Annotated in this window: 21 protein-coding genes; 5 read left to right on the forward strand and 16 right to left on the reverse strand. The window is 72.8% G+C overall.

The genetic code is table 11. The features are described from left to right. Positions 1 to 23: 23 nt before the first annotated feature. Positions 24 to 584, reverse strand: coding sequence for a DUF4240 domain-containing protein (locus QEZ54_RS32015; RefSeq protein ID WP_281308493.1), 561 nt, complete (start codon positions 582 to 584; stop codon positions 24 to 26). Positions 585 to 682: 98 nt separating this feature from the next. Here QEZ54_RS32015 and QEZ54_RS32020 point away from each other — a divergent pair, with 98 nt between their 5' ends. Together QEZ54_RS32020 and rpsT are read left to right on the forward strand one after the other, a co-directional pair. Next, positions 683 to 1,660 (forward strand): phosphotransferase, encoded by a 978-nt coding sequence (locus tag QEZ54_RS32020; RefSeq protein ID WP_281308494.1) that lies wholly within the window; start codon positions 683 to 685, stop codon positions 1,658 to 1,660. A gap of 162 nt (positions 1,661 to 1,822) precedes the next feature. Then, positions 1,823 to 2,089: a 30S ribosomal protein S20 gene (gene rpsT / locus QEZ54_RS32025; RefSeq protein WP_281308495.1), complete on the forward strand. Its 267-nt coding sequence runs from the start codon at positions 1,823 to 1,825 to the stop codon at positions 2,087 to 2,089. Between the two features lie 623 nt (positions 2,090 to 2,712). Here rpsT and QEZ54_RS32030 read toward each other — a convergent pair. The 5 genes from QEZ54_RS32030 to QEZ54_RS32050 form a co-directional block, all read right to left on the reverse strand. After that, positions 2,713 to 3,276, reverse strand: coding sequence for a hypothetical protein (locus tag QEZ54_RS32030; protein WP_281308496.1), 564 nt, complete (start codon positions 3,274 to 3,276; stop codon positions 2,713 to 2,715). Continuing rightward, positions 3,273 to 4,253 (reverse strand): DNA polymerase III subunit delta, encoded by a 981-nt coding sequence (gene holA / locus QEZ54_RS32035; RefSeq protein WP_281308530.1) that lies wholly within the window; start codon positions 4,251 to 4,253, stop codon positions 3,273 to 3,275. The genes QEZ54_RS32030 and holA overlap by 4 nt, the downstream gene beginning before the upstream one ends. Positions 4,254 to 4,351: 98 nt before the next feature. Continuing rightward, positions 4,352 to 7,063 carry a ComEC/Rec2 family competence protein gene (locus tag QEZ54_RS32040; protein WP_281308497.1) on the reverse strand — a complete coding sequence of 904 codons (2,712 nt, stop codon included), beginning with the start codon at positions 7,061 to 7,063 and terminating at the stop codon, positions 4,352 to 4,354. Then, the gene (locus QEZ54_RS32045; RefSeq protein ID WP_281308498.1) at positions 7,063 to 7,824 is read right to left on the reverse strand and encodes a ComEA family DNA-binding protein; all 762 of its coding nucleotides are present in this window, start codon (positions 7,822 to 7,824) and stop codon (positions 7,063 to 7,065) included. Before QEZ54_RS32045 ends, QEZ54_RS32040 begins: the two co-directional genes overlap by 1 nt. 669 nt (positions 7,825 to 8,493) lie before the next feature. Then, complete coding sequence (locus QEZ54_RS32050; RefSeq protein WP_281308499.1) at positions 8,494 to 10,470, reverse strand: bifunctional diguanylate cyclase/phosphodiesterase; 1,977 nt, start codon at positions 10,468 to 10,470, stop codon at positions 8,494 to 8,496. Positions 10,471 to 10,690: 220 nt separating this feature from the next. On the opposite strand from QEZ54_RS32050, the gene QEZ54_RS32055 reads away from it, so the two are divergent. Continuing rightward, on the forward strand, positions 10,691 to 11,878 hold the full coding sequence (locus QEZ54_RS32055) for a branched-chain amino acid ABC transporter substrate-binding protein (RefSeq protein ID WP_281308500.1): 1,188 nt from the start codon (positions 10,691 to 10,693) through the stop codon (positions 11,876 to 11,878). A gap of 18 nt (positions 11,879 to 11,896) precedes the next feature. Here QEZ54_RS32055 and QEZ54_RS32060 read toward each other — a convergent pair whose 3' ends face one another. Then, positions 11,897 to 12,121 carry a hypothetical protein gene (locus QEZ54_RS32060; protein WP_281308501.1) on the reverse strand — a complete coding sequence of 75 codons (225 nt, stop codon included), beginning with the start codon at positions 12,119 to 12,121 and terminating at the stop codon, positions 11,897 to 11,899. Next, positions 12,121 to 12,438 (reverse strand): winged helix-turn-helix domain-containing protein, encoded by a 318-nt coding sequence (locus QEZ54_RS32065; RefSeq protein WP_281308502.1) that lies wholly within the window; start codon positions 12,436 to 12,438, stop codon positions 12,121 to 12,123. The genes QEZ54_RS32060 and QEZ54_RS32065 overlap by 1 nt, the downstream gene beginning before the upstream one ends. Before the next feature lie 264 nt (positions 12,439 to 12,702). Between QEZ54_RS32065 and QEZ54_RS32070 the strand changes: the two genes are divergently transcribed. Continuing rightward, positions 12,703 to 14,655 (forward strand): S8 family peptidase, encoded by a 1,953-nt coding sequence (locus QEZ54_RS32070; RefSeq protein WP_281308503.1) that lies wholly within the window; start codon positions 12,703 to 12,705, stop codon positions 14,653 to 14,655. Positions 14,656 to 14,705: 50 nt separating this feature from the next. Here QEZ54_RS32070 and QEZ54_RS32075 read toward each other — a convergent pair whose 3' ends face one another. From QEZ54_RS32075 to pepN, 7 genes are all read right to left on the reverse strand, one after another. Beyond that, positions 14,706 to 15,644 (reverse strand): hypothetical protein, encoded by a 939-nt coding sequence (locus QEZ54_RS32075; RefSeq protein WP_281308504.1) that lies wholly within the window; start codon positions 15,642 to 15,644, stop codon positions 14,706 to 14,708. A gap of 56 nt (positions 15,645 to 15,700) precedes the next feature. Further along, entirely contained in the window at positions 15,701 to 16,573 is an 873-nt protein-coding gene (locus QEZ54_RS32080) for a DegV family protein (RefSeq protein ID WP_281308505.1), read from the reverse strand. Between the two features lie 17 nt (positions 16,574 to 16,590). Beyond that, on the reverse strand, positions 16,591 to 17,001 hold the full coding sequence (locus QEZ54_RS32085) for a hypothetical protein (protein ID WP_281308506.1): 411 nt from the start codon (positions 16,999 to 17,001) through the stop codon (positions 16,591 to 16,593). A gap of 46 nt (positions 17,002 to 17,047) precedes the next feature. Beyond that, positions 17,048 to 17,647: a histidine phosphatase family protein gene (locus QEZ54_RS32090; RefSeq protein ID WP_281308531.1), complete on the reverse strand. Its 600-nt coding sequence runs from the start codon at positions 17,645 to 17,647 to the stop codon at positions 17,048 to 17,050. Between the two features lie 26 nt (positions 17,648 to 17,673). Then, positions 17,674 to 18,063 carry a ribosome silencing factor gene (rsfS, locus tag QEZ54_RS32095; protein WP_281308507.1) on the reverse strand — a complete coding sequence of 130 codons (390 nt, stop codon included), beginning with the start codon at positions 18,061 to 18,063 and terminating at the stop codon, positions 17,674 to 17,676. 121 nt (positions 18,064 to 18,184) lie between these two features. Beyond that, on the reverse strand, positions 18,185 to 18,769 hold the full coding sequence (nadD, locus tag QEZ54_RS32100; RefSeq protein ID WP_281308508.1) for a nicotinate-nucleotide adenylyltransferase: 585 nt from the start codon (positions 18,767 to 18,769) through the stop codon (positions 18,185 to 18,187). Between the two features lie 15 nt (positions 18,770 to 18,784). After that, complete coding sequence (gene pepN, locus QEZ54_RS32105) at positions 18,785 to 21,268, reverse strand: aminopeptidase N (RefSeq protein ID WP_281308509.1); 2,484 nt, start codon at positions 21,266 to 21,268, stop codon at positions 18,785 to 18,787. A gap of 230 nt (positions 21,269 to 21,498) precedes the next feature. On the opposite strand from pepN, the gene trpS reads away from it, so the two are divergent. Continuing rightward, on the forward strand, positions 21,499 to 22,515 hold the full coding sequence (gene trpS, locus QEZ54_RS32110; RefSeq protein WP_281308510.1) for a tryptophan--tRNA ligase: 1,017 nt from the start codon (positions 21,499 to 21,501) through the stop codon (positions 22,513 to 22,515). Here the strand turns inward: trpS and QEZ54_RS32115 are convergent. Continuing rightward, complete coding sequence (locus tag QEZ54_RS32115; RefSeq protein ID WP_281308511.1) at positions 22,490 to 22,930, reverse strand: GNAT family N-acetyltransferase; 441 nt, start codon at positions 22,928 to 22,930, stop codon at positions 22,490 to 22,492. The genes trpS and QEZ54_RS32115 overlap by 26 nt on opposite strands. Positions 22,931 to 22,941 lie beyond the last annotated feature (11 nt).

Consider the following 22,941-nt stretch of genomic DNA (forward strand, 5'->3'; position numbering starts at 1 on the left):
GGAGGCGGGCGCCGGATCACAGATCAGCAGCGGCAGCCCTCGTTGGGAGGCCAGCCGATGGTCAGGGACGCCAGGCGCGGGAGGCGGTGGCGCATCTGGGCGTCGTCGTCGAAGTCCCAGGACTCGCCGGCAGGCTCCGAAGCCGCCGGTTCGGGCAGCTCGGCGCCGGTCACCTGCCGGTACGCGGTGGCGGGCGCGTAGCCGACCAGCTCGGCGAAGATGGCGCTGTCGTCGTTCCACTCGACCGCCTCGGCCACCGCGGGGTGCCCCGCCAGCGCGTCGGGATCGGCCAGGGCCGCCTCGTACCAGTGCCGCCCGGCCGCGATCAGGCCGCTGCGGAAGTCCAGGAAGCCGTCCCGGCTGCAACCGCCGCCGATCAGGTGCGCGGCACCCCACAGGTCGTAGCGGTCGGCGGCGGCGCGCAGCCGCCCGAACTCCGCCGCGAACTGCTCGATCTGCGCGGCGGGCAGCTCCACCAGCCGCGCGGTGAGCGCCTTGGCCAGGCTGTCGCCGTCCTCGCCGAGCTCCCCCTCGACATCGGCGCGCGCCTGCTCGATCAGTGCCCAGAACCGGTCGGTATCCACGGACGTGAAGTCTGCCACCCGCCCCGGTCCGCGCGGTGCCGCCACGGCGGCCGAAACCCGGTTGTGCACGTCACAACCCCGCCCCGACCATGGCCGGCATGACCGAGCTGCTGCTGCCCGAGGTGGGCTACACCCAGACCGCCCGCCGCCCGGGCTGGGCGCAGCTGCCCGCCGAGCTGCGGGCCGCCGTCGAGCAGCGGCTCGGCGCCGCCGTGGTCACGGCGAGCGGCACCGGCGCGGGCTTCACCCAGGGCTTCGCCTCCGTCGTGGGTACGGCGGACGGCCGCGCCCACTTCGTCAAGGCCGTCCCCCGCGACCACTACCTCGCCCGCTGGTACGAGCAGGAGGCGCACAACACCGCCGCCCTGCCCGCCGCGGTCGCCGCGGCCCGCCTGCGCTGGCACGCCGAACTGGCCGGCCACGTGGTGCTGTGCCTGGACCCGATCCCCGGCGCCCGCGTACCGCAGCTGCCCTGGCGCCCCGAGGAGCTGACCGCGGCGCTGGACGCCTGGGCCGTCACGGCCGCCGCGCTGGCCGAGCCGTCGCCGCCGCTGCTGGAGCTCCCGCTGGAGACGTTCGCCACGACGGTCGAGCCGATGCTGCGCACCTGGCGCGACGCCGACCCCGACCAGCTCGCGGTGCTCACCCCCGAACTGGTCCCGCACCTGGACCGGCTGCGCGAGCTGGAGGCACGGCTGGTCGAGCTCGGCACCCGGGCCACCGGGGTGTTCCACGGCGACCTGCGGCTGGACAACACGGTGCTCGACGGCGACGGCCGGGCCTGGATCTGCGACTGGGCCTTCCTGGCCCACGGCCCCGCCTGGTTCGACCTGGTCACGCTGCTGCTGTCGGCGGAGGCCAGCGGCTACGACGTCGACGCGCTGTTCGCCGCCCACCCGGCGGCCCGCGGCCTGCCGGACGACGCGCTCGACGCCGCGCTGGCCGCCTGCGCGGGCTACTACGTACACGCCGGGGCCAAGCCGGAGATCGAGCAGTCCCCCGCCGTCCGATCCCACCAGCGGTACTACGGCCGCCTCACGGTACGCTGGCTGTCACGACGCCAGGGCTGGCGCTGAGATCCCACCGCACGGGTCAGCACGAGTACCGACCAGCCATGCGGCATGGGCCCGTTTTGGCCGATGCGCGGGCCACCTGGTAACCTGGCACGTCGCGGCTGGTGCTAACGCGCCGGCCCATCCCAAGCATCCAACCCGAAACGAGCAGGACGAGGCTGTCGCGTGGCGAACATCAAGTCCCAGATCAAGCGCAACCGGCAGAACGAGAAGGCCCGGCTGCGCAACAAGTCGGTCAAGTCTTCGCTGAAGACGGCCGTGCGCAAGTTCCACGAGGCGTCCGCCTCCGGCGATCTCGACAACGCCGCTGCGATGCTGCGTGACGCCACGCGCAAGCTGGACAAGGCCGTCAGCAAGGGCGTGATCCACAAGAACCAGGCGGCGAACCGCAAGTCGGCCATCGCCAAGAAGCTGGCTTCGCTGTCCGCCTGAGGCCTGACGCCCGCACGGGCACTGCCATCAGCATCGCCGACGCCCGGCTCCGACAGGAGCCGGGCGTCGGCTTTTCCACACCCTGGCCACACCGCCGAGAGGTCGCCGCCTGCCGCAAGATCACCACTTGTGGTCAGATCACGGGCTCCAGCCTTAGCAAACGACCGCAGCCAGCGATCACATAGCGCCCAGCCGGACTCGGGTTGCCCTCGACGGCCCCGTTTTGCCCCGGCCGAAGGCCCGCGAGCTGACCGTCACCCTCACGTTGATCGCCTTCTGCGGTTGCCGCCTCGGCTGGCGGACGAGGAAATGACCCCAGGCGGCGACCAACGCTTCTGGGATCACCGTCCGCGGTCACAGCCTCGGGCCGACGGCCGGGAACCCACGCCGCACCGCGACCAACGCTCCCAGAGATCACCGTCCGCGGTCACGACCCCGGCACATCGACCAGGGAACGGCCTCAGACTGCGATCACTCTCGTGAGATCACTGCTTGGGGTCTTCAGGAAGGTTCAGCGTGCAGGGAAAGGCCGCAGTCGGCGATCACGAGGTGCGGAGAGGCGCGGCAGGGACCGCGCTAGTACGACAGGAACCGCTGGCGCGGCATGGACCGCTGGTGGCGTGTCACTCGTAGCGGTAGGCGGCGGACTGGCGGGAGCGCTGCTCGGCGCTGCCGATCCAGGGTTCCTCGGCGGCGGGGCTGACCGGTTCGACCGGGGCCTGCTCGTGGCGGGTCAGCCGTTCGTACCGGCTAGGGAGATCGACTCCGGCGTCGTCCTCGAAGCCGGGCAACTCGACCGGTGGTGTCGCCCCCCGCAGCGGCACGGTCGGTAAGGCTACGGTCGGGCCGGCCAGGGTCGGGCCGGTCGCCGCCGACCCGGCCACGGCGGCACGGGACGCGCGGCGCGGCACCGCGTCACCCCCGGAGCGGGTGGTGGCCCCCGCGATAACGTCGTTGATCTTCACCATCGCGGCCACCGACACCGGCAGCACCAGCACCGCCCACCAGTTGGTCAACTCGGCCAGCGCCAGCAGCACCGCCAGCGAGATCGCGCCCTCGAAGAACACGAAGCACATCAGGTTGCTCGGGCGTACGTACTGCAGGCCCAGCACCCGGGCGTAGAGCGGTCGGGTACGCGCCTCCTGCTGGCTGATCCCGGCGCGACGCGACCGGATGTTGGCCGTCATCTCGATCCTCCCGCTCTGGCCCGCGCGAACGCCGCGATGGTGCGCTCCAGCGCGTAGCCGCGATCCTCCTCGCCGCCCTTGACCGCGGCATTGCAGTCGGCCGCCGCGCGCATCGCCTTGACTAGGCCCTCCGGGGTCCAGCCGCGGGCCTGCCGCTGCGCCTTCTCGATCTTCCACGCGGGCATGCCCAGCGACGACGCGAGCTGGAACGCGTTGCCCCGCCCCGCCGAGGCCACCCGCGCCACGGTACGTACGCCGTCGGCGAGCGCGTCGGCGATCGGCACCGGGTCGACCCCGCTGTGCAGGGCCCAGCGCAGCGCCTCCAGCGCGGCGGGCAGGTCACCGGCCACCGCCGCGTCGGCGACGGCGAAGCCGCTGACCTCCGCTTTGCCCCGGTAGTACCGGGCCACTGTGGCGGCGTCGACGCGCCCGTCGGTGTCGGCGATCAGCTGGGCGCACGCGGCGGCGAGTTCGCGCAGGTCGTGACCGACCGCCTCGATCAGCGCCTCGGCGGCGTCAGCCTGGCAGCGACCGCCGAGGCGGCGTACCTCGCTGGTGACGAAGTCGACCCGTTCCCGGTGCTTGGTGATCTTCGCGGCGGGCACCACCTCGGCTCCCGCCTTCGCCAGCCCGTCGGCGATCGCCTTGCCCTTGGCCCCGCCCGCGTGCGCGACGACCAGCGTCACCTCCGGGTCGGGCGCCTTGACATAGTCGAGCAGCATCGCCGCGACGTCCTTCTTGGCGTCCTGCCCTCTGCGCAGCACCACCACGCGGCGGCCGCCGAACAGCGACGGGCTCAGCGCCTCGGCCAGCTCGCCTACGAGCAGCGTGTCGGCGTCCATCTCCCGCAGCTCGACGGCCGGATCGACGACCCGGGCCCGGGCCGCGGTGTCGGTGACGGCGCGCGCGACGAGCAGCTCCTCGTCGCCGAGGACGAGGACCACGGGTGTCAGGGCGGGGGACGGAACCTGGCTCACCACCCCGCTATCGTCGCACGACCCTCTCGCGGACCGTTCATCGTCACTCGCACGGGCGCGTCGCCTTGCGTCCGCCGGGCTCCTGTGGATGACCGGCCTCACCCGGTCACCACCGACAGCACCCCGCCGTCCAGCACCACGGCGAGATCACCGGAAAGGTCCGTACGCAGCACCCGCGCCCCGTGCCCCGCCAGCCGGGTCAGCACCGCCGCGTTCGGATGGCCGTAGTCGTTGCCGGCGCCCACACTGACCAGCGCCACCCGCGGCGCGACCGCGTCGAGGAACTCCGGCGACTGGTAGGCGCTGCCGTGATGGGCCACCTTGAGGACCTGCGCCCCGAGGGCGACGCCCGCGTCCAGCAGCGCCTGCTGCCGCTCGGTCTCGGCGTCCCCGGCCAGCAGGAGGCGTACGCCGCGTACCTCGGCGAGCAGCAGCAGCGAGTTGTTGTTCGGGTCGCTGCGGGTGCCGTGCAGCATCGGTCCGGGCAGGACCGTCACCCGCACCGTCCCGACGGTCCAGCCGCCCTCCGCCGGCGCGGGGAACACCGTGACGTCGTGCGCGGCGGCCGCGCGCAGCACCGCGTCGCGCCCCGGCGCGGGCTCCGGCCAGGCCGTGGTGACCACCGCCCCGACCGGCCGCCCCGCCAGCACGCCGTCGAGACCGCCGATGTGGTCCAGGTGGAAGTGGCTGATCAGCAGCAGCGGCACCGTGTCGATACCGAGCCGGTCCAGGCACGCGTCGACCGGGTGCGGCAGCGGCCCGGTGTCGACGACGACCGCCGCGCCGCCGCCCGCGTTGAGCACGGTCGCGTCGCCCTGGCCCACGTCGCAGGAGACCGCGAGCCAGCCCGGCGGCGGCCAGCCGCCCGCGATCAGCCGTACCGGCAGCGCGCCCAGCGTCGCGGCCAGCGCCACCACCAGCGCCAGCTGACGCAGCACCGGACGGCGCAGCCCGAGCATGGCCAGCACGGTGAGGCCCGCCAGCAGCAGCGCGCCGGGTAGCCCCTCCGGCCAGGGCAGCACCGCCGCGGGCAGCTCGCTGCCCACCCGGGCGACCGTGACCAGCCAGCGCGCGGGCCAGCTGCCGAGCCACGCGGTGAACTCGGCGCCCTGCGGCCACAGCGGCGACAGCAGGGCGGCGGCCACGCCGGTCAGCGTGGCCGGTGCGATCGCGGGCACCACCAGCAGATTCGCCGGTACGGAGACGAGGCTGACGGTCCCGCTGATGCCCGCGACCACCGGCCCGCACGCGAGCTGGGCCGCGGTCGGCACCGCCAGCGCCTCGGCGATCCCGCGCGGCACGCCCCGGCCGTGCAACGCGTCGCGGATCGGCGGGGCCAGCAGCAGCAGTCCGGCGGTGGCCAGCACCGACAGCGCGAACCCGGCGTCGGTGGCCAGCTCCGGGTCGATGACCAGCAGCGCCGCCACGGTGGCCGCGAGCGCGGGCAGCGCGGCGCGGGACCTGCCGGAGGCCAGCGCGAGCAGCGCGACGCACCCCATCGCGGCGGCTCGCAGCACACTCGGCGACGGCCGGACCAGGATCACGAACCCGACCAGCGCCACGGCGCAGAGTACGGCGCTCAGCCTGGGCCCGGCCCGGCACCACCGGGCCAGCAGCAGCACCGCCCCGAGCACGACCGCCACGTTGCTGCCGCTCACGGCATTCAGGTGGGTCAGCCCGACTTCGCGAAACTGCTGCGACAGTTCCTGGTCCATGTGGCTCGTGTCGCCCACGACCAGGCCCGGCAGCAGGCCCCCGGCGGCCCGGTCGAGTGGCGCGCAGGCCCGTTGCAGCCCTGACCGCAGCACTCCGGCGGCACGCTGCGCCCACGGTGCCGGACCCAGCGGCTGCGGCGCCGCATCGGCGGACAGCACGGCCGCGCGCAGGTCACCGCCGCGAGACGGTCCGAACCGGACCCGGGCCCGCACCTGCTGGCCCGGCAGCAGCCCGCGCCAGCCGCCGTCGGCGGCCAGCACCAGCACCCGCGCATCGGTACGCAGCCCCGCCACCGCGTCCAGGTTCGCCGCCACCACCCAGGTCGCGTCCCGCCCGGTGACCCCCGCCACCGCCCGCGGATCGTCGCGTACGGTCAGCAGCACCTGCTCCGAAGCGTGCCGCCGCACCAGTTCCGCCAGCTCGGGCGCGTCCCGCGCGGACAGTCGCGCCCCGGTCGCCACCGCGCCGCACGCCAGCCCCAGGCAAGCCCCAGCCACGATCCACCGCCACCGCACCCCCCAGCCCGACCCCGACTCCCCCGCCGCCCGCGCCCGCCCGGAACCGGCGCCCACCTCCGCCAACCGCCGCCCCGACCCGACCCCCGCGCCCCGCTCCGTCGCGCGGCCCCCTCGGAGGATCGGCACGCAGTTTCGGGGGAACTGCCGGAATCTTGACCAGAATTCGTGCAGTTTCCCCGAAACTGCACCTCCGGTCGCGCGGGTGGGGACGGCCGCACGGGTGGCGGCGGTCGAGTCGGTGCGAGCGGTCGCGCGGGTGCGGGTGCGAGCGGCCGCGCGGCGATCGTGGGCGATCAGCAGCGCTGCCGCGAGCAGTGCGGCTGCGGTCAGCATCAGCGCGATGCGCAGGCCGGTGTACAGCACGGTCAGGGCGGCCGCCCAGCACCCGAGCGCGAACGGCACCAACCGCAGATCGGGCTCCTGGCCGGCCGGCGCGAACGGCGCCATCCGCGAGCCGGGCACCTCGCCGGTCGGCGCGGACAGCACCGACCACCGGTCGAGCTCGCGGTCGGCCGACGCTGACGGCGCCAACCGCGGGTCGGGTCGGCGGCCGGCTGCCGGATCGGGGGCGCCCATCAGACCGTGACCAGGTCTTTGAGCTGTTCGTACTTGGCGTCGCCGATGCCCTCGACCTGGCGCAGGTCGCCCACGCCCCGGAAGTCGCCGTGCCGGGTGCGGTGGTCGAGGATCCGCTGCGCCAGCACGGGGCCCACCCCGGGTAGCGCGTCGAGTTGGGCGAGGGTGGCGGTGTTCAGGTTGACCAGCCCACCGGGTGCCGCCCCGGACCCGCCGCCCTGGTCGGCGGGGACGACGCCCGGCACCGCGACGGCGATCAGCTCGCCGTCGGCGACGCGCCGGGCCAGGTTGAGCGTGGACACGTCCGTCCCGGGCAGTACGCCACCGGCTGCCTCGATGGCGTCGGCTACGCGGGAGCCGGGCGGGAGCCGTACCAGGCCGGGACGGCGCACCCGGCCGGTCACCGCGACCACCAGCTCGGTGGGCGACGCCGCGGCCGAAGGCCGCGGTGCGGCGGTATCGCCGGCCAGCGTCGGGACCGGTTCGGGCTGCGGGCGCGCCTGCCAGGCCAGATATGCCGCGATCAGGACCACGAGGACGGCCACCGCCGCGAGCGCTCGCACCCCGCGCCGCCCCGGGTCGAACGCCGCCCGGCCCGGCAACGCCGACGGCCGCCGCCCCAGCCCCGACTCCGCCTCCGGTTCCGGTTCCGGTTCCGGTTCCGGCTCCGGCTCCGGCTCCGGCTCCGGCGCGACGAAGCGCGGCAGCCCCGGAGCCGACGACGCCGCTGAGGCCGATGGCGAGGATGAGGGCGTGGCCAATGGCGAAGGCGTGGGCCAGGGCGATGGCGTGGGCGATGGCCAGGGCGAGGGCGATGGCGAGGGCGACAGCCATGGCAGGTCAGAGAGCGAGGTGGCGGGCGGGGGCGTCGGCTCTGGCCACAGCTGCTCCGTCTGCCGAGCAGGCCGCCGGTCCCCGAGCCACGGTTCGCGGTCGACCGCGAAGTCGTCCTCGGCCTGGATCGCGTCGGCACCTGGCGGGGGGCCGGGCGGCATGGGATCGGTGGCCGGCGCATCGGCCGTTGCTCGGGGTACGGCGAAGACGCTTCTCAGGCGGCGATTAGCCGCCTCATCCGGCGGCTGCGGGCGAAGTGACAGCACGCGGCCACGCTAGGAGGACAGACCCCCCCGGCCCCACCCTCGCGCGGCACCACCTGTGGACAACGGACCGCTTGTGGATAACGCCCTGATCACACCCCACCCGTGCTACGAGCCCCGCCCCCCGCTCCCCGCCACACCGCCCCTCGCAGGGTGCAGTTTCGGGGAAACTGTCCGAAAGAACGCCAAGATTCCAGCACTTTCCCCGAAACTGCACCGAAGCGCGGCGCGGGCGCCGGGCGCGGGCGCCGGGCGCGGGCGCCGGGCGCGGGCGCCGGGCGCGGGCGCCGGGCGCGGGCGCCGGGCGCGGGCGCCGGGCGCGGGCGCCGGGCCTCATACCCCCGCTTCGACCTCTGCGGGGGGCAGGTGGCCGGAGGCGGGTTTCAGGGCCGACCGGGCGATCCGCGCCGCCTTGGCGCACTCGGCGAACAGCGCGTCGGCGGGCACCGGCCGCGCCAACGCGAACCCCTGCACCTGGTCGCAGCCGAGGTCGGCCAGCATCGCCAGCGCGGTCAGGTCCTCGACCCCTTCGGCGGTGACGAACAGCCCCAGGTTGTGGGCCAGTTCGATGGCGCTGCGGACCAGGATCGCGTCGCCGGGGTCGGTGGCCAGGTCCTGGATGAAGATCCGGTCGATCTTCAACTCGTCGGCGGTGAGCAGTTTGAGCTGGTTCAGCGAGCTGAAGCCGGTGCCGAAGTCGTCGATCGAGACCTGGACGCCGTCGTTGCGGATACGGCGGAGGACCTCCTGGGCCCGGTCGGGGTCGGTCGTCATGCCGCTCTCGGTGATCTCCAGCCGGAGCAGGTGCGGCGGCAGTCCGGTGTCGGTGAGCGCGCCGCGTACCTGGCCCACGAACGCGTCGTCGAGCAGGCAGTTGGGGCTGACGTTGACCGAGACGGTCAGCGGCCGCCCCTGGGCGTTCCAGCCGGCCGCCTCGGCGACGCCGATGCGCAGCAGGTGGTACGTGAGCGGCAGCTCCAGCCCGCCGGTCTCGGCGACGCCCAGGAACGCGTCGGGCGACAGCAGGCCCATCTGCGGGTGGCGCCAGCGCACCAGCGCCTCGACGGCGGGGACGGCGGCGTCGGCGATGCTCACCTGGGGCTGGTAGTACAGCACCAGCTGGCCGTCGGGGTCGCCGTCGGTGAGCAGCGTACGCAGGTCGGCGAAGAGCGCCATCCGCCCCGGCTGGTCGATGTCGATCTCGGGGTCGTACAGGGCGACGCCCTTGCCGCTGCTCTTGGCCCGGTACATGGCGGCGTCGGCGTGGCGGAGCATGTCCTCGGCCGAGGAGCCGGGGGCGCCCAGCGCCATGCCGACGCTGCCGCTGACGGCGGCGGAGCCGACCGGGAGCAGGAAGTTGCGCCGCAGCGCCCCGCCCGCCCGCTCGGCGATCTCCAGCGCCGCCTCGACGGTGGAGACGCTGCGCAGCAGTACGGCGAACTCGTCGCCGCCGAGCCGGGCCACCGTGTCGCGCTCCCCGCAGACCTTGCGCAGCCGGTTGCCGGTCTGGATCAGCACCTCGTCGCCCGCGTGGTGGCCCAGGGTGTCGTTGACGGCCTTGAAGCCGTTCATGTCGATCAGCATCACCGCCGGCCGGCGGTCCGGGTCGGCTCCGGCGGCCTCGATGGCGTCGTCGAGCCGCTGCTGGAACAGCAGCCGGTTGGCCAGGCCGGTGAGCGGGTCGTGCAGCGCCTGGCGCTGGCTGGCGCGGGCGTGTTCGACCACCCGCCGCTGGTAGGCGAGCATGACCCGCCAGATGGCCGCGACCAGGGCCAGGCCGACCGCGAAGCCGACCATGGTGGCGGCGAAGATCCGGGTCTGCACGTTGCGCAGGTCGGCTACGCGCTTCTGGGCCAGCGAGTGGTACGAGCGCGACACCTCGGTGATGTCGTGCTGCAGCGTGTAGTACGCCGGGGTGACCTCGAGCCGGTCCTGCTTGATGGCGTCGGGGTCGCGATCGGTGACCATGACGATGAGCTGGTCGGCGGCCTGCCGGTAGGCCGACTGCTCGGCCTGCAGCCGCAGTGCGTCCTCGCGGGCGTCGCCGGTGCTCAGCTCGACGGCGCGGCGCAGCGCCCCGTCGGCCTGCGCCGCGGAGTCCAGGTACCGCTCGCGGCTGGCCACCGACGGCTCCAGCTGGTAGTGCCGGGCCTGCATCTCCTGCACCGCCACGGCGGCGCTGGCCTCGCTGAAGATGGCGTCCAGCACCAGCGCCTTGCTCTGCGCCTCGGTGGCGTGGGTGGCCTGCAGGGTGCCCCAGAGCGTGAACGCGCCCAGCCCGCACAGCACCGCCGCGAGCGCGGCGGTCATGCCCAGGCTGCGGCGAGGGCGAATGGGGTCGCCCCGGCGGGCGTCTGCGCCCCGCTTGCCGACGGCGGCCCGCCACCAAGACGGCCACTGCATTGTTCCGGGTGTCCCCCTCCGGGCCGACCGCTGCGGCCCACCCCGTCGAGTGCTGTCCTGTGCACCAGGCGGTGGCCTGGGCGGCATATCCGGCTTATCCTACTTACACGTGATAATAATTCACCGTATGGACGACCTCCAGCCTCGACGGGCCGCGCGCCGCAGCTTCCGTGTTTCGGCGGCCGCGCTGGTGGCGGTGCTGTGCGGTGCACTTGTCGCGTGCAGTGAACCCGACAAGGCGGATGATACGCCACAACCAGTACGTATCGGTGCGTTGATCCCGCTCACCGGCGACAACGCACCGACCGGGCAGCGGATGATGGAGGCGTACCAGCTCGCCATCAAGGAGATCAACGACAAGGGCGGGGTGCTCGGCCGGCCGGTCGAGCTGGTCGCCGGGGACGACGCCTGCGACCCGGGAACGGCCGTGGTGAAGGCGAACGAACTCATCGCCAAGGACGTCACGGTCTCGGTGGGCGGCGGCTGCAGCGTCGCGGTCGTACCGGTGCTCAAGCCGTTCCACACCGCGGCGATCCCGATGATCGTCCCGGCCGCCAACTCCATGGACCTGCTGGCCCCCGGCTACGACAGCGTGTTCCTGCTGGCCGGCACCGCGAAGGAGGAGGGCGAGCGGGCGGTCGAGTCCCTGACGAAGATGGGGCGCAAGCGGCTGGCCGTGGTGGACGACGGCACCAGCTTCCCCCAGTCGGTCGCCCACGCCGCCGTGGAGCGGCTGAAGGAGCCCGGCGCGAAGATGGAGCTGGCCACCCGCCTGCGCATCAGCCAGGGCGCCACCAGCTACCCCCGCATGGTCGACGAGGTGGTCAAGCAGGACGCCGACGCGGTGCTGTTCACCGGCTACTACCCGGAGGCGGCCACCATCGTGCGGGATCTGCGGGCCGGCGGCTTCCAGGGCACGATCATGCTGTCGGACGCCGGGCTGGACCCGACCCTGTTCGACAAGCTCACGCCGGCGGAGACCGAGGGCCTCTACGGCATCACGCTGCCGATGGCGCAGTTCGAGCCGGACGCCAAGGCGTGGGCGGACCGCTACCGCGCCGCGTACGGCCACGATCCGGGACCGTTCACGATGCAGAGCTACGACGCGCTCAAGCTCGCCGCCAACGCGATCGAGCGGGCGGGCAGCACCGACCGGGAGGCCGTGCGCAAGGCGATCGCCGCGACGACCCCCGCCGACATCCAGCTGCTGTCGGGCCCGTCGGAGTTCGGGCCGGACGGCACCCAGCCGCACCCGGACTTCATGCTCCTGAAGATCCACGACGGGGCCTTCACCCTGGTCAGCCAGACCGGCTGACCAGGAGGCGGCACCCGGTCACGGGATGTCGTTGAGGGTTTTCTCGATCTTGCCGAGCCGCTGGTCGACCCCTTCCAGCCGCTGGGCCAGCTGGCGGTTGGTGGCGGCCAGCTCGTTCAGGCTGGCCCGCAGCGCATCGTCGTCGCGCTTGGCCGGCTGCCGCAGCGTGCCGACGACGACCGGGATGACCCAGCTGACGGCGCCGGCGATGGCGACCCAGCCATACCAGGGGATGAACTCCATTACGAACCTTCCTCAGGGGTGACGGGAGGGCTCGCGGCGACCGCGGCCCGGACGGTGGGCAGATCGACGGTGAGCGCGAACGGCACCGCCTCGAAATACTTGAGCGCCTTGCCGTCGGGCGACAGCTCCAGGTGCCCCGTGACGTAGCCGAACTCTTCGAGTCGGCGCAGGTGCAGGTAGAGCAGCGCGCGGGACATGCCGGTCCGCCTGGCCAACTCGCTGACATGCGTCGACTCCTCGGCCAGGGTGGCCAGGATGCGCAGTCGCAGCGGGTTGGCCACCGCCGCCAGGCGGCCGACCAGGCTCTCGACGTCCACTGGTACCCCTCTGTCTTGCACCTGTAAGAATCTTATTACAGGTGTCAACGGCGCATAAGAGCAGCGGGTTCAACTGTCGGAACCCTGTCGGTTCACGACAGAACCCTCTTCCCAGTTTTTCAACAGTTTTGGCGTTACAAAACGTCGACTCCTGTTCACGGATCTGCCGCCGCCGATACACACGCTCCTAGGTTCTCCTCCAGCCCTTCGCGGCCGGTGTCAACCGGACCCGGTCGCGAAGCCGGCTACTGGGAGGAGATCACCTTGTTGCAACGCATCTACGGTTTCGGCGCCGCGTTCATCGTGGTGTTCGCGGCCGCGGTCAGCGTCGCGGGACCGGCTCAGGCCGCCCCCGAGGGCTCGATCCGGTACGCGGACAGCCCGAGCGCCGTCCCCGGCCGCTACATCGTGGTGCTGAAGGACTCCGCGGTGGCCGCCACCGCCTCGGCCATCGGCACGAAGGCCCGCGACCTGGCGGGCCGCTTCGGCGGGCAGACTCGCCACGTGTACAGCAGCGCACTGCACGGCTTCTCGGTGTCGCTGTCGGAGCAGCAGGCCAAGCGCCTGGCCGCCGACCCCGCCGTCGCCTCGGTCGAGGCGGTCCAGCGGGTCCAGATCGCCGACACCCAGAACAACCCGCCGAACTGGGGCGACGACCGCATCGACCAGGCGAACCTGCCGCTCAACCAGGCGTTCACCTACCCGGCCAACCCGGGCCAGGGCGTCACCGTGTACGTGCTGGACACCGGCCTGAACGCCAGCCACCAGGAGTTCACCGGCCGGGTCAAGCAGGGCACCGACATCGTCGACGGGGACAGCAACCCCGCCGACTGCCACGGCCACGGCACCCACGTCGCGGGCACCGCGGTCGGCACCAGCTACGGCATCGCCAAGAAGGCCAGCGTGGCCTCGGTTCGCGTGCTGAACTGCCAGGGCAGCGGCAGCAACGACGACCTGATCGCCGGGTTCAACTGGGTCCGCAGCAACGGCACCAAGCCCGCGGTCGTCAACTACAGCATCGGCTGCACCAGCCCGTGCACCAGCCAGGCCATGGACTCCGCGGTCAGCAACCTGATCAGCTCCGGTATCCAGGTCGTCATGGCGGCCGGCAACTCCGGCGACAACGCCTGCAACTACAGCCCGCAGGCGGTCGCGGCGGCGGTCACCGTCGGCAACTCCAACAGCTCCGACGCGCGCAACAGCACGAGCAACTACGGCTCGTGCCTGGACCTGTTCGCGCCGGGCACCAGCATCGTGTCGGCGTCGTACTCCAGCAACACCGGCAGCGCCACGATGACCGGCACCTCGATGGCGTCCCCGCACGTCGCCGGTGCCGCCGCGGTCTACCTCGGCCAGAACCCCAGCGCCACCCCGGCCCAGGTCCGCGACGCGCTGGTCAACAACGCCACCACTGGAAAGATCACCAGCCCGGGCACCGGTTCGCCGAACCGCCTGCTGTACACGGGCTTCATGAACGGCGGGACCCAGCCGGGCAACCCGTCGGTGACCAACCCCGGTAACCAGAGCACCGGCGTCGGTCAGTCGGTCGACCTGCAGCTGCAGGCGAGCGGCGGCTCCACCCCGTACACCTGGAGCGCCTCGGGTCTGCCCGCCGGCCTGTCGATCGGCTCGTCGACCGGTCGGATCACGGGCAGCCCGACCACCGCCGGCACGTCGAACGTCACCGTCACGGTGACGGACTCGGCGAGCAAGACCGGCACCGCCAACTTCACCTGGACGGTCACGTCCGGCGGCGGCTGCACCCCGGTGCAGGTGGTCGGCAACTCCAGCCTGGAGAACGGCACCACCCCGTGGACCGCGAACAGCGGCGTGATCGGCGCCTGGGCGGGGTACAACTACCCCGGCCACACCGGCACGCGCAGCGCGTGGCTGGGCGGTCAGGGCCAGTCGCACACTGATTACCTCTCCCAGTCGGTGACCATTCCCGCCGGCTGCACCAGTGTGACGCTGCGCTACTGGGTCCGGATCACCACCGCCGAGAACGACGGCCAGGTCTGGGACCGGCTGACCGTCACCATGGGCAGCACCACGGTCGCCTCCGCCACGAACCTCGACGCCAACTCGGCGTACGTGGAGAAGGTGGTCAACGTGAGCCAGTTCGCCGGGCAGACGGTGACGCTGAAGTTCAACGGCGTCGAGGACCAGAGTCTGCAGACCTCCTGGGTCATCGACGATGTGACCATCAGCGCCTCCTGACAAACCGGGGGGAGGGTGGGGGTCGGGCGTCTCACGAGGACGCCCGACCCCTATTCCCACTCCCAGCGCATGCCCACGATGCCCGGCGGCACGTCCGAGCCGACCAGGTGCGCCCCGTGCGTGGAACCGATCCACACCTCGCGTACGCCCTGGTCCGGCGCGTTGACGCCGCGCCGCTCGAACCGGTAGCACCGGGCCGGCACCGCGTCGCGGTGGAACTGCAGCTGCAGCAGGTACTCCCCCACCGGCACCGAGAAGCCCCGGTAGTAGATGTCGGTCGGGGCGGCGGAGCTGCTGAGGAACTCGTACTCCAGCACCACCGTGTCGCCCTGCGACAGCATCCGGTCGAAGATGATCTCAGCGGCGCACAGGCCGCTGTCGGGATCGGTGCGCACCCGCCCCAGGCGGCAGTTGCGCAGGGCGTTGATCTGCAGCGGCGCGCCCGGGTCGTCGGTGCGGAAGATGCCGACGGTACGCGACACCCGGTCCACATTGGCCCGCAGCACCTGGCGGCAGCTGAGGCTGATCTCCTGCCGCTGCGCCCCCACCTGGTACACGTCGTGCAGGCTGACCCGGCTCAGCTCGTGGTAGAGCCAGCGGTCCAGCTCCCCGATCATCTTGGCGACGCTCATCGAGTCGGCGAACAGCCGGTCGATGTCGATCGTGCCCGGCGGCTGGCCCAGCCAGCGCCCGCGCGGGCGGCGCGGGCCGAGCTGGGCGATCAGCGACTCGGCGGGCAGGGCGAGGATCTGCTCCAGCAGCCGGACGGCCTTCATCGATTCGGGGCGTTCGGGGCGGCTGCGTCCCCGGCGCCAGTAGCTCAACGTGGTGGTGCTGACTGTGATCCCGGCAGCGGCCAGCCGCTCCTGGATCTCCTCCAACCGCATTCCCCGGTCCTCGATGGCCAGGTGGAGCACGGCGGAGAACGGGCCGGTACGCAGCGCGTGCGCCAGGTCCCGGCCGACCGAGTCCGGTCGAGCCTTCTCCATGAACGCTGAGTATCGCCACCACTTCGCATTCCCGCCACCGCAGTTCGCGGCGGGGCTCAGCCGGGCAGCAGGGACTGGTCGGGTTCGGGCAGGCGGTGCACCACGATGCCGGCCAGCCCGGGGCCCACGTGCGCGGCCACCACCGCGCCGACCTCGCTGGTGTACAGCTCGCACAGGCGCTCGCCGAGCCGCTCGCGCAGCGCCGTCGCGACCGAACCGGCCCGCTCGGCGGCGGCCAGGTGGTGCACCGCGACCTCGACCGGGCCGTCCCCGGCCGCCTGCACGGCGAGCGCGACCAGCCGGTCCAGCGCGCGGGCGGCGGTGCGCACCTTGTCGCGCATGGAGATGCCGCCCGCCGAGACCTCCAGCAGCGGCTTGACCGCCAGGGCGGTGCCGACCAGCGCGGAGGCGGCGTTGATGCGGCCGCCCCGGCGCAGGTGCTCCAGCGTGTCGACGTAGAAGAAGGTGGAGGTGCGGCTGATGGTGGCCAGCGCCGCCTCGCGTACCCCCTTGAGGTCCTTGCCCTGGGCGGCGGCGCGGGCGGCGGCCAGGGCCGGGAAGCCCACGCCCATCGCCGCCGAGCACGAGTCGACCACCTCGACCGGCCCGTCGGCCTGCTTGGCCGCGATCGCGGCCGAGCCGAGCGTGCCCGACAGCGCCCCGGCCAGGTGCACCGAGACGACCCCGGTGGCACCGGCGGCGAACAGCCGGTCGTAGACCTGCTTGAACTCGGCCGGGGTCGGCTGGGAGGTGGTGACCGAGACCCGGCGGGCGGTCAGCGCGACGGCGACCTCGGCCGGGCTGACGTCCAGGCCCTCCCGGCCGGACACCCCGCCGAGCACGATGTGCAGGGGCACCACGGTGAGCGTCCCGTCGCCGACGGCGGCGGGCAGGTACGCGGTGGAGTCGGTGACGACGGCTACAGCCATGCGCGCACGTTAGCCTGTCACGACGGCCGTGCCGAGATGACCTCGAGCACGGGCCCCATCTGGCAGATGGTCGCGATGTCGGTGCGGATCCGGCCGGTCACCATGAGCCGCGCCCCCGGCTTGACCACGTCCTTGTCCCCGCCCATGAGCTGGTACGTCTTGCCGGGCGTGCGCAGCACCGTGCAGCCGCCCTCCAGCTCGACCCGCTCGACGGTGCCCGAGACGGTGATCTCGTCCTTGGCCGGGGGCGGGATGCTCGGACCGCCGGTCGGCGGCTTCGGCCGGCCCGAGGCCGACGGTGACGCGTTCACGGAGACCTCCCCACCGGGTGTGGCGCCGGGTCGGGCGGTGCCCGCGCAGCCGGCCAGCAGGCCGCTCAGGAGTGTGGCGGCCAGCAACGTGTACAGCAGCGGCTTTGGCGTCGTCATGTCAGCTCGGACGTTACCGGCACGCCACAAGTTGCGCGACCGCTGTTCAGACACCCGTGTTGTACGCCGACATCCGCCACCCCTGCTCCGCCGAGTGGGTCAGCTCGACCCAGTGGCAGTTCTGCAGCGGCATGATGGTGGGCAGGATCTCCAGCGGCCAGCCCAGCAGGGTGGCCGTGCCGTACTTGATGGCCGCGCCGTGCGAGGCGAGCACGGTGGTCACCCCGGGGGCGACCTCGGCGGCCTGCCGGATGACCTCGACGACCCGCTTGCCCAGCTGGGTCAGCGGCTCGACGCCGTCACCGGGGTCGTCGAGCGCGTCGCGCCACCCCAGCCACGACGTCGGGAACTGCTCCTTGACCTCGGTCATGAGCAGGTTCTCCCAGTGCCCGAAGCCGCGCTCGCGCAGCCTGGGGTCGCGCTCGGGCACCAGCCCGGTCAGCTGCGCCAGCGCGGCTGCGGTGTGCGCGGCGCGGCTGAGGTCGCTGGTGACCAGCCGCGCCGGGCCCCGGCGGGCGAGCGCGGGGGCGGCGGCGGCCGCCTGGGCCCGGCCCTTGTCGTTCAGCGGGGCGTCCTGCTGCCCCTGCACCCGGCCCTCGGCGTTGTAGTCCGTGTTGCCGTGGCGCCAGAGGATGATCCGGGTCACCCCGGCCTCCGAGCCCCGCTCATTGCTCACGCGGCGTCCTGCGACGCCAGGTGGCGGTCGACGAACTCGATCCGGGCGCAGTCCTTCCACAGCCGGTCCAGCGCGTAGAACTCGCGCTCCTCGCTGTGCTGGACGTGCACCACGATGTCGTTGAAGTCCAGCAGCACCCAGCGGCCGGTGCGCTCGCCTTCGCGGCGCACGGGCTTGGCCTTCTCGGGCAGCTGGAGCAGGGCATCCTCGATCGCGTCGACGATGGCGAGCACCTGGCGTTCGTTGGAGGCGGAGGCGACCACGAAGACGTCGGTGATGACGAGCTGGTCGCCCACGTCCAGCAGGACGATGTCCTCGGCCTTCTTGTCGGCGGCGGCCTGTGCGGCGGCCAGCGCCATCTCGACGGCACGCTCGGTTGCGGGCACCTTGGTCCTTTCGGTGGGCTCACCGCCCGCTGGACGCGGGCGGAGTTCGACCTCAAGGGTCTCACAGGCGCGGGCGGGGACGCCGCTCAGATAACAACGAGGTGTGCCGACCCACCGCCGATCAGCGGTAAAGGCGGCGTTTTGTGATGTATTGCACTACCCCGTCCGGTACCAGGTACCAGACGGGCTGGCCCGCGGCGACGCGGCGGCGGCAGTCGGTGGACGAGATCGCCATCGCGGGCACCTGGACCAGGCTCACCACGTCGGCGGGCAGGTGCGCGTCGGTGAGGTCGAAGCCGGGCCGGGTCACCCCGACGAAGTGCGCCAGCTCGAACAGCTGGTCCGCGTCCTTCCAAGAGAGGATCTTGGAGAGGGCGTCGGCGCCGGTGATGAAGAACAGCTCGGTCTTCTCGCCGTACTGCCCGCGCAGCTCCCGCAGGGTGTCCACGGTGTAGGTGTCGCCGCCGCGGTCGATGTCGGCCCGGCTGACGGAGAACCGCGGGTTCGACGCGGTCGCGATGACCGTCATCAGGTAGCGGTCCTCCGCCGCCGTCACCGGGTTGCCGGACTTCTGCCACGGCTGCCCGGTCGGCACGAACACGACCTCGTCGAGGGCGTAGCGGTCGGCCACCTCGCTGGCTGCCACGAGGTGTCCGTGATGGATGGGATCGAACGTCCCGCCCATGATCCCGATGCGACTCGCCACGCCCTCCAAGGTACGTCAGCCCCTGACCCGCAGCGCCCGCGCCAGGTCGTCGGTGCCGTCGGCCAGCGCCCGGCGCAGCAGCGGGTGCATCTGCCCGGCCAGTGCCCGCTCGGCGGCGGCCAGCGTGTCGGCCGACACCGCGTACCCCGGGTAGGCGGCCGTGCCGAGGTGGGCCAGCATGTCGCCGGAGCGGCCGGTGGTCGCGGGCAGCTCGGCGAAGAAGCGGGCCACGTACGGCTCGGTCAGCTCGGCGTGCTCGGGCTGCCACAGCCCCTGCCCGGCCGCGACGCAGATCCGGTTGGACAGCCCCTGCTCGGTGACGACCAGGTCGAACGCCCACGCCTTGGCCTGCGGGTCGGGCCGGGACGCGCGGGCGCGCACCGCCTCCTGCTCACCGCGGGCGCTGGTGTCGCGGGCCAGCTCGGCGTCGATCTCCGCCTCGGACACGTCGCCGAGCACCGACAGCCGGTTCAGCACCGACCAGCGCAGCTCGCTGTCCACGGCCAGCCCCTCGGGCACCCCGGTGCCGCCGAGCCAGCCGCGCAGCAGGTCGCGCTCGCCGGGGCCGGCCAGCGCGGTCAGCGACCGGGCGCCGACCAGCTGCCGGCTGCCGCCCGGCTCGGCGGTCTCCAGCAGCGTGCGCGCCGCCGCGGCCAGCGCCGCCCGGCCCTGCTCGCGCTGCGCGCCGGGCAGGTAGGTGTTGACCGCCAGGCGGGCCAGCGCGAACACCGACTCGGCCAGGGTCACGTCCGGCTCGCCGGGCAGCACCCGCGCGGCCAGCTCCACGAACTCCAGCGCGGGCCACTCGGCGTCGCGGGTGGCGTCCCAGGCGCTGTTCCACAGCAGGGCGCGGGTCAGCGAGTCCGGCTGCGCGGCGAGCAGGTCGGCCAGCTCGGCCCGGGTCCGGTCGTCGAGGCGGACCTTGGCGAAGGTGAGGTCGCCGTCGTTGAGCAGCAGACCCTTTCCGCGTACGCCGGACAGCAGCGGCACCGGCGTCCGCTCCCCCGCCACCTCGATCTCGGTGCGCTGCCACTGCCCCTGCTCGTCGAACCAGCCCAGGCCGATGCGGTGCGGGCGCAGCACCGGGAACTCCGGCGCCGCGGTCTGCACCACCGCGACCGACTCGTACGACCCGTCGGCCGCCCAGGTGATCTCCGGCCGCAGCGTGTTCACCTGCGGGGTGCGCAGCCAGTCGCCCGCCCACGCCTGCAGGTCCCGGCCGCTGGCCTGCGACAGCGCGTCGAGCAGGTCGGCCAGGGTGGCGTTGCCCCACGCGTGCTTGTCGAAGTACGACCGCAGCCCCGACAGGAACGCCTCGTCGCCGATCCACGCCACCAGCTGCCGCAGCGCCGAGCAGCCCTTGGCGTAGGAGATGCCGTCGAAGTTGGCGAACGCCGCGTCGGTGTCGACGACCTCGGTCGGCGCGATCGGGTGCGTGGAGGGGCGCTGGTCGGCGGCGTACCCCCAGGCCTTGCGGCCGACGCCGAAGCGGGTCCACGACTGCGGCCAGGGGGTCACCTCGGCCACCAGCCGGTAGCCCATGTACGTCGCGAACGACTCGTTCAGCCACAGGTCGTCCCACCAGCGCATGGTGACCAGGTCGCCGAACCACATGTGCGCCATCTCGTGCGCGATGATCGCGGCCCGCTCCAGCCGCTCGGTGTCGGTGACCGCCGCGCGGAACAGCAGCTCGTCGCGGAACACCACCAGGCCGGGGAACTCCATCGCGCCCCAGCTGAACTCGGGCACGAACGCCTGGTCGTACTTGCCGAACGGGTAGCGCACGCCGAACAGCTCGTGGTAGCGGTCCAGGAACGCCTTGGTCAGCATGAAGATCTCGGGGGCGTCGCGGTGCAGCACCTCGGCGTAGCTGGCCCGCGCCACGATCGCCATGCCGATGCCGTCGTGGACGTCGTCCACCTGCACGTACGGCCCGGCCACCAGCGTGATCAGGTACGTGGCGACCGGCTTGGTCTCGGCGAACTCCCACCGTCCCGGCGCCGCCTGGGTGCCCTCGGCGTTGGCGCGCACCAGCCAGGACGGGTCGGCGGTGACCGACAGCGTCACCGGCGCCTTCAGGTCCGGCTGGTCGAAGCAGGCCATGAACCGGGGTGCGTCAGTGATCGAGGGCTGCGCGTACGTGTAGACCAGGCCGTCGGCCGGGTCCACGAAGCGGTGCATGCCCTCGCTGGTACGGGTGTAGGCGTAGTCGGCGGTCACCTCGACGGTGTTGCTCGCGGCGAGGGAGTCCAGTGCCAGCCGACCGTCGGCGAAGGCCGACTCGGGCAGCGGCACGCCGTTGAGCGTCGCCGACAGCAGGCGCTCCGGCCGCGCCTCCAGGAAGACGGTGGAGCCGGGGGTGGCATCGAAGCGGACGGTGGTCACGCTGCGGAAGGTCTCCTCACCGGTAGTGAGGTCGACGTCGAGCCCGTACGACAGCTGCCGCACGGTAGCGGCGCGTGAGACGGCTTCGGCATGGGTGAGGCTGCGCTGCGTCATGCGAACATCCTGCCTGATCGAGGACCTGCGCAGGTATGCCGGTTGCCGCCGGGCGCCCGCCGGTGCCACAATCGGCGCATGCGGATGACGACCAACCTGTGGTGGCTGCCCTAGACCGGCGGCCCGCATCCGTATGACCTCACCAGGCCGCCTGACCGGGCGGCCTTTCTCGTGCACGGGCCCCGTGCAGCCTCCCGGAGCGGCGACCGCGACCCGACGGGAGACCCACCATGACCCTCACCGCACTCCGGCCCACCACCACCCGCATCCGCCGCCTGACCGGCTGCAAACCCACCGGCCATCTGCATCTGGGCACCCTGCTCGGCATGATCCGGCCGATGCTCGCCGCCCAGCACGACACCGACTCGATCATGATGATCGCCGATCTGCACGCGCTCACCGTCGAGCACGACCCCGCCCGCCTGCGCGCGTACGTCGCCGAGCAGGCCCGGGTGCTGCTCGCCGCCGGCATCGACCCCGACCGCACCATCCTGTACGTCCAGTCCGACCTCCCCGAGCACACCGGCCTGCACTACCTCCTGGAGTGCGCCACCGGCTACGGCGAGGCGCAGCGGATGACCCAGTTCAAGGAGAAGGGCGCCGGGGCCGCCGGAGTCCGGCTCAGCCTGCTCACGTACCCGGTGCTGATGGCCGCCGACATCCTGCTGCACGACACCGACGCCGTCCCGGTCGGCGACGACCAGACCCAGCACCTGGAGCTGGCCCGCACCATCGCGACCCGATTCAACGCCCGCTACGGCGAGGTCTTCACGGTGCCGGTCGGGCAGCGCCCCGGCGTCGCGGCACGCGTGATGGACCTGACCGACCCGACCGCCAAGATGGGCAAGACCAACGACTCCGCCCTGGGCACGATCGGGCTGCTCGACCCGCCGGACCTGGTCCGCCGCAAGGTCATGCGCGCCGTCACCGACACCCTCGCCGTCGTCCGCCACGACCGCGAGGCGCAGCCCGGCGTGACGAACCTGCTGGAGATCTACGAGGCGTGCACCGGCGAGACGACCGAGTTCCCGTCATACGGCGCGCTCAAGGCGGGGGTGGTCGACGCGGTGGTGGCCCGGCTGGAGCCGATCCAGCGGGCGTACGCGGCACTGTCGCCGCACGATGTGGACCTGGTCCTGGCCGACGGGGCCGAACGGGCTCACCCGCGGGCTGCCGCGACACTGCGGCGAGCCGGCGAGGCGATCGGTCTTCGCGGAACCGTCAGGACCGAACGATCTTCTTCGTGAAGCAGACGGAAGCGGGGTTGTGCACATACCTGCCGTACGGCTCGGTGCGCTGGTAGCCCACCGACTCGTACAGCGCGATCGCCTCGGGCTGGTTCTCGCCGGTCTCGAGGAGCAGCGTGTCCCAGCCCTGGGCGGTGGCCCGTCGTTCCAGTGCCGCAAGGATGCGGCGGGCCACCCCGGCGCGGCGATGCGCCGGTGCTACATACATTCGCCTGATCTCCGCGACGCCGGCCTCGTGCGGAGTCAGTGCTCCGCAGCCGACCGGCTCCCCCAGCACGTACGCCACCACGAAGTGGGCGCGGGGGTTCAAGGGGGTTCGCGTCGTGCCCGGGTACCGCGTGAGAAGTTCGTCCTCAGCGGCGAGCACGAGCGCGGTCACATCAGGGTGGGTGATCTCACGGTGCTGGATCAACACCGACAGGACGC

The sequence above is a fragment of the Catellatospora sp. KI3 genome (genome assembly GCF_029948125.1).
In the GTDB taxonomy this organism is placed as follows: domain Bacteria; phylum Actinomycetota; class Actinomycetes; order Mycobacteriales; family Micromonosporaceae; genus Catellatospora.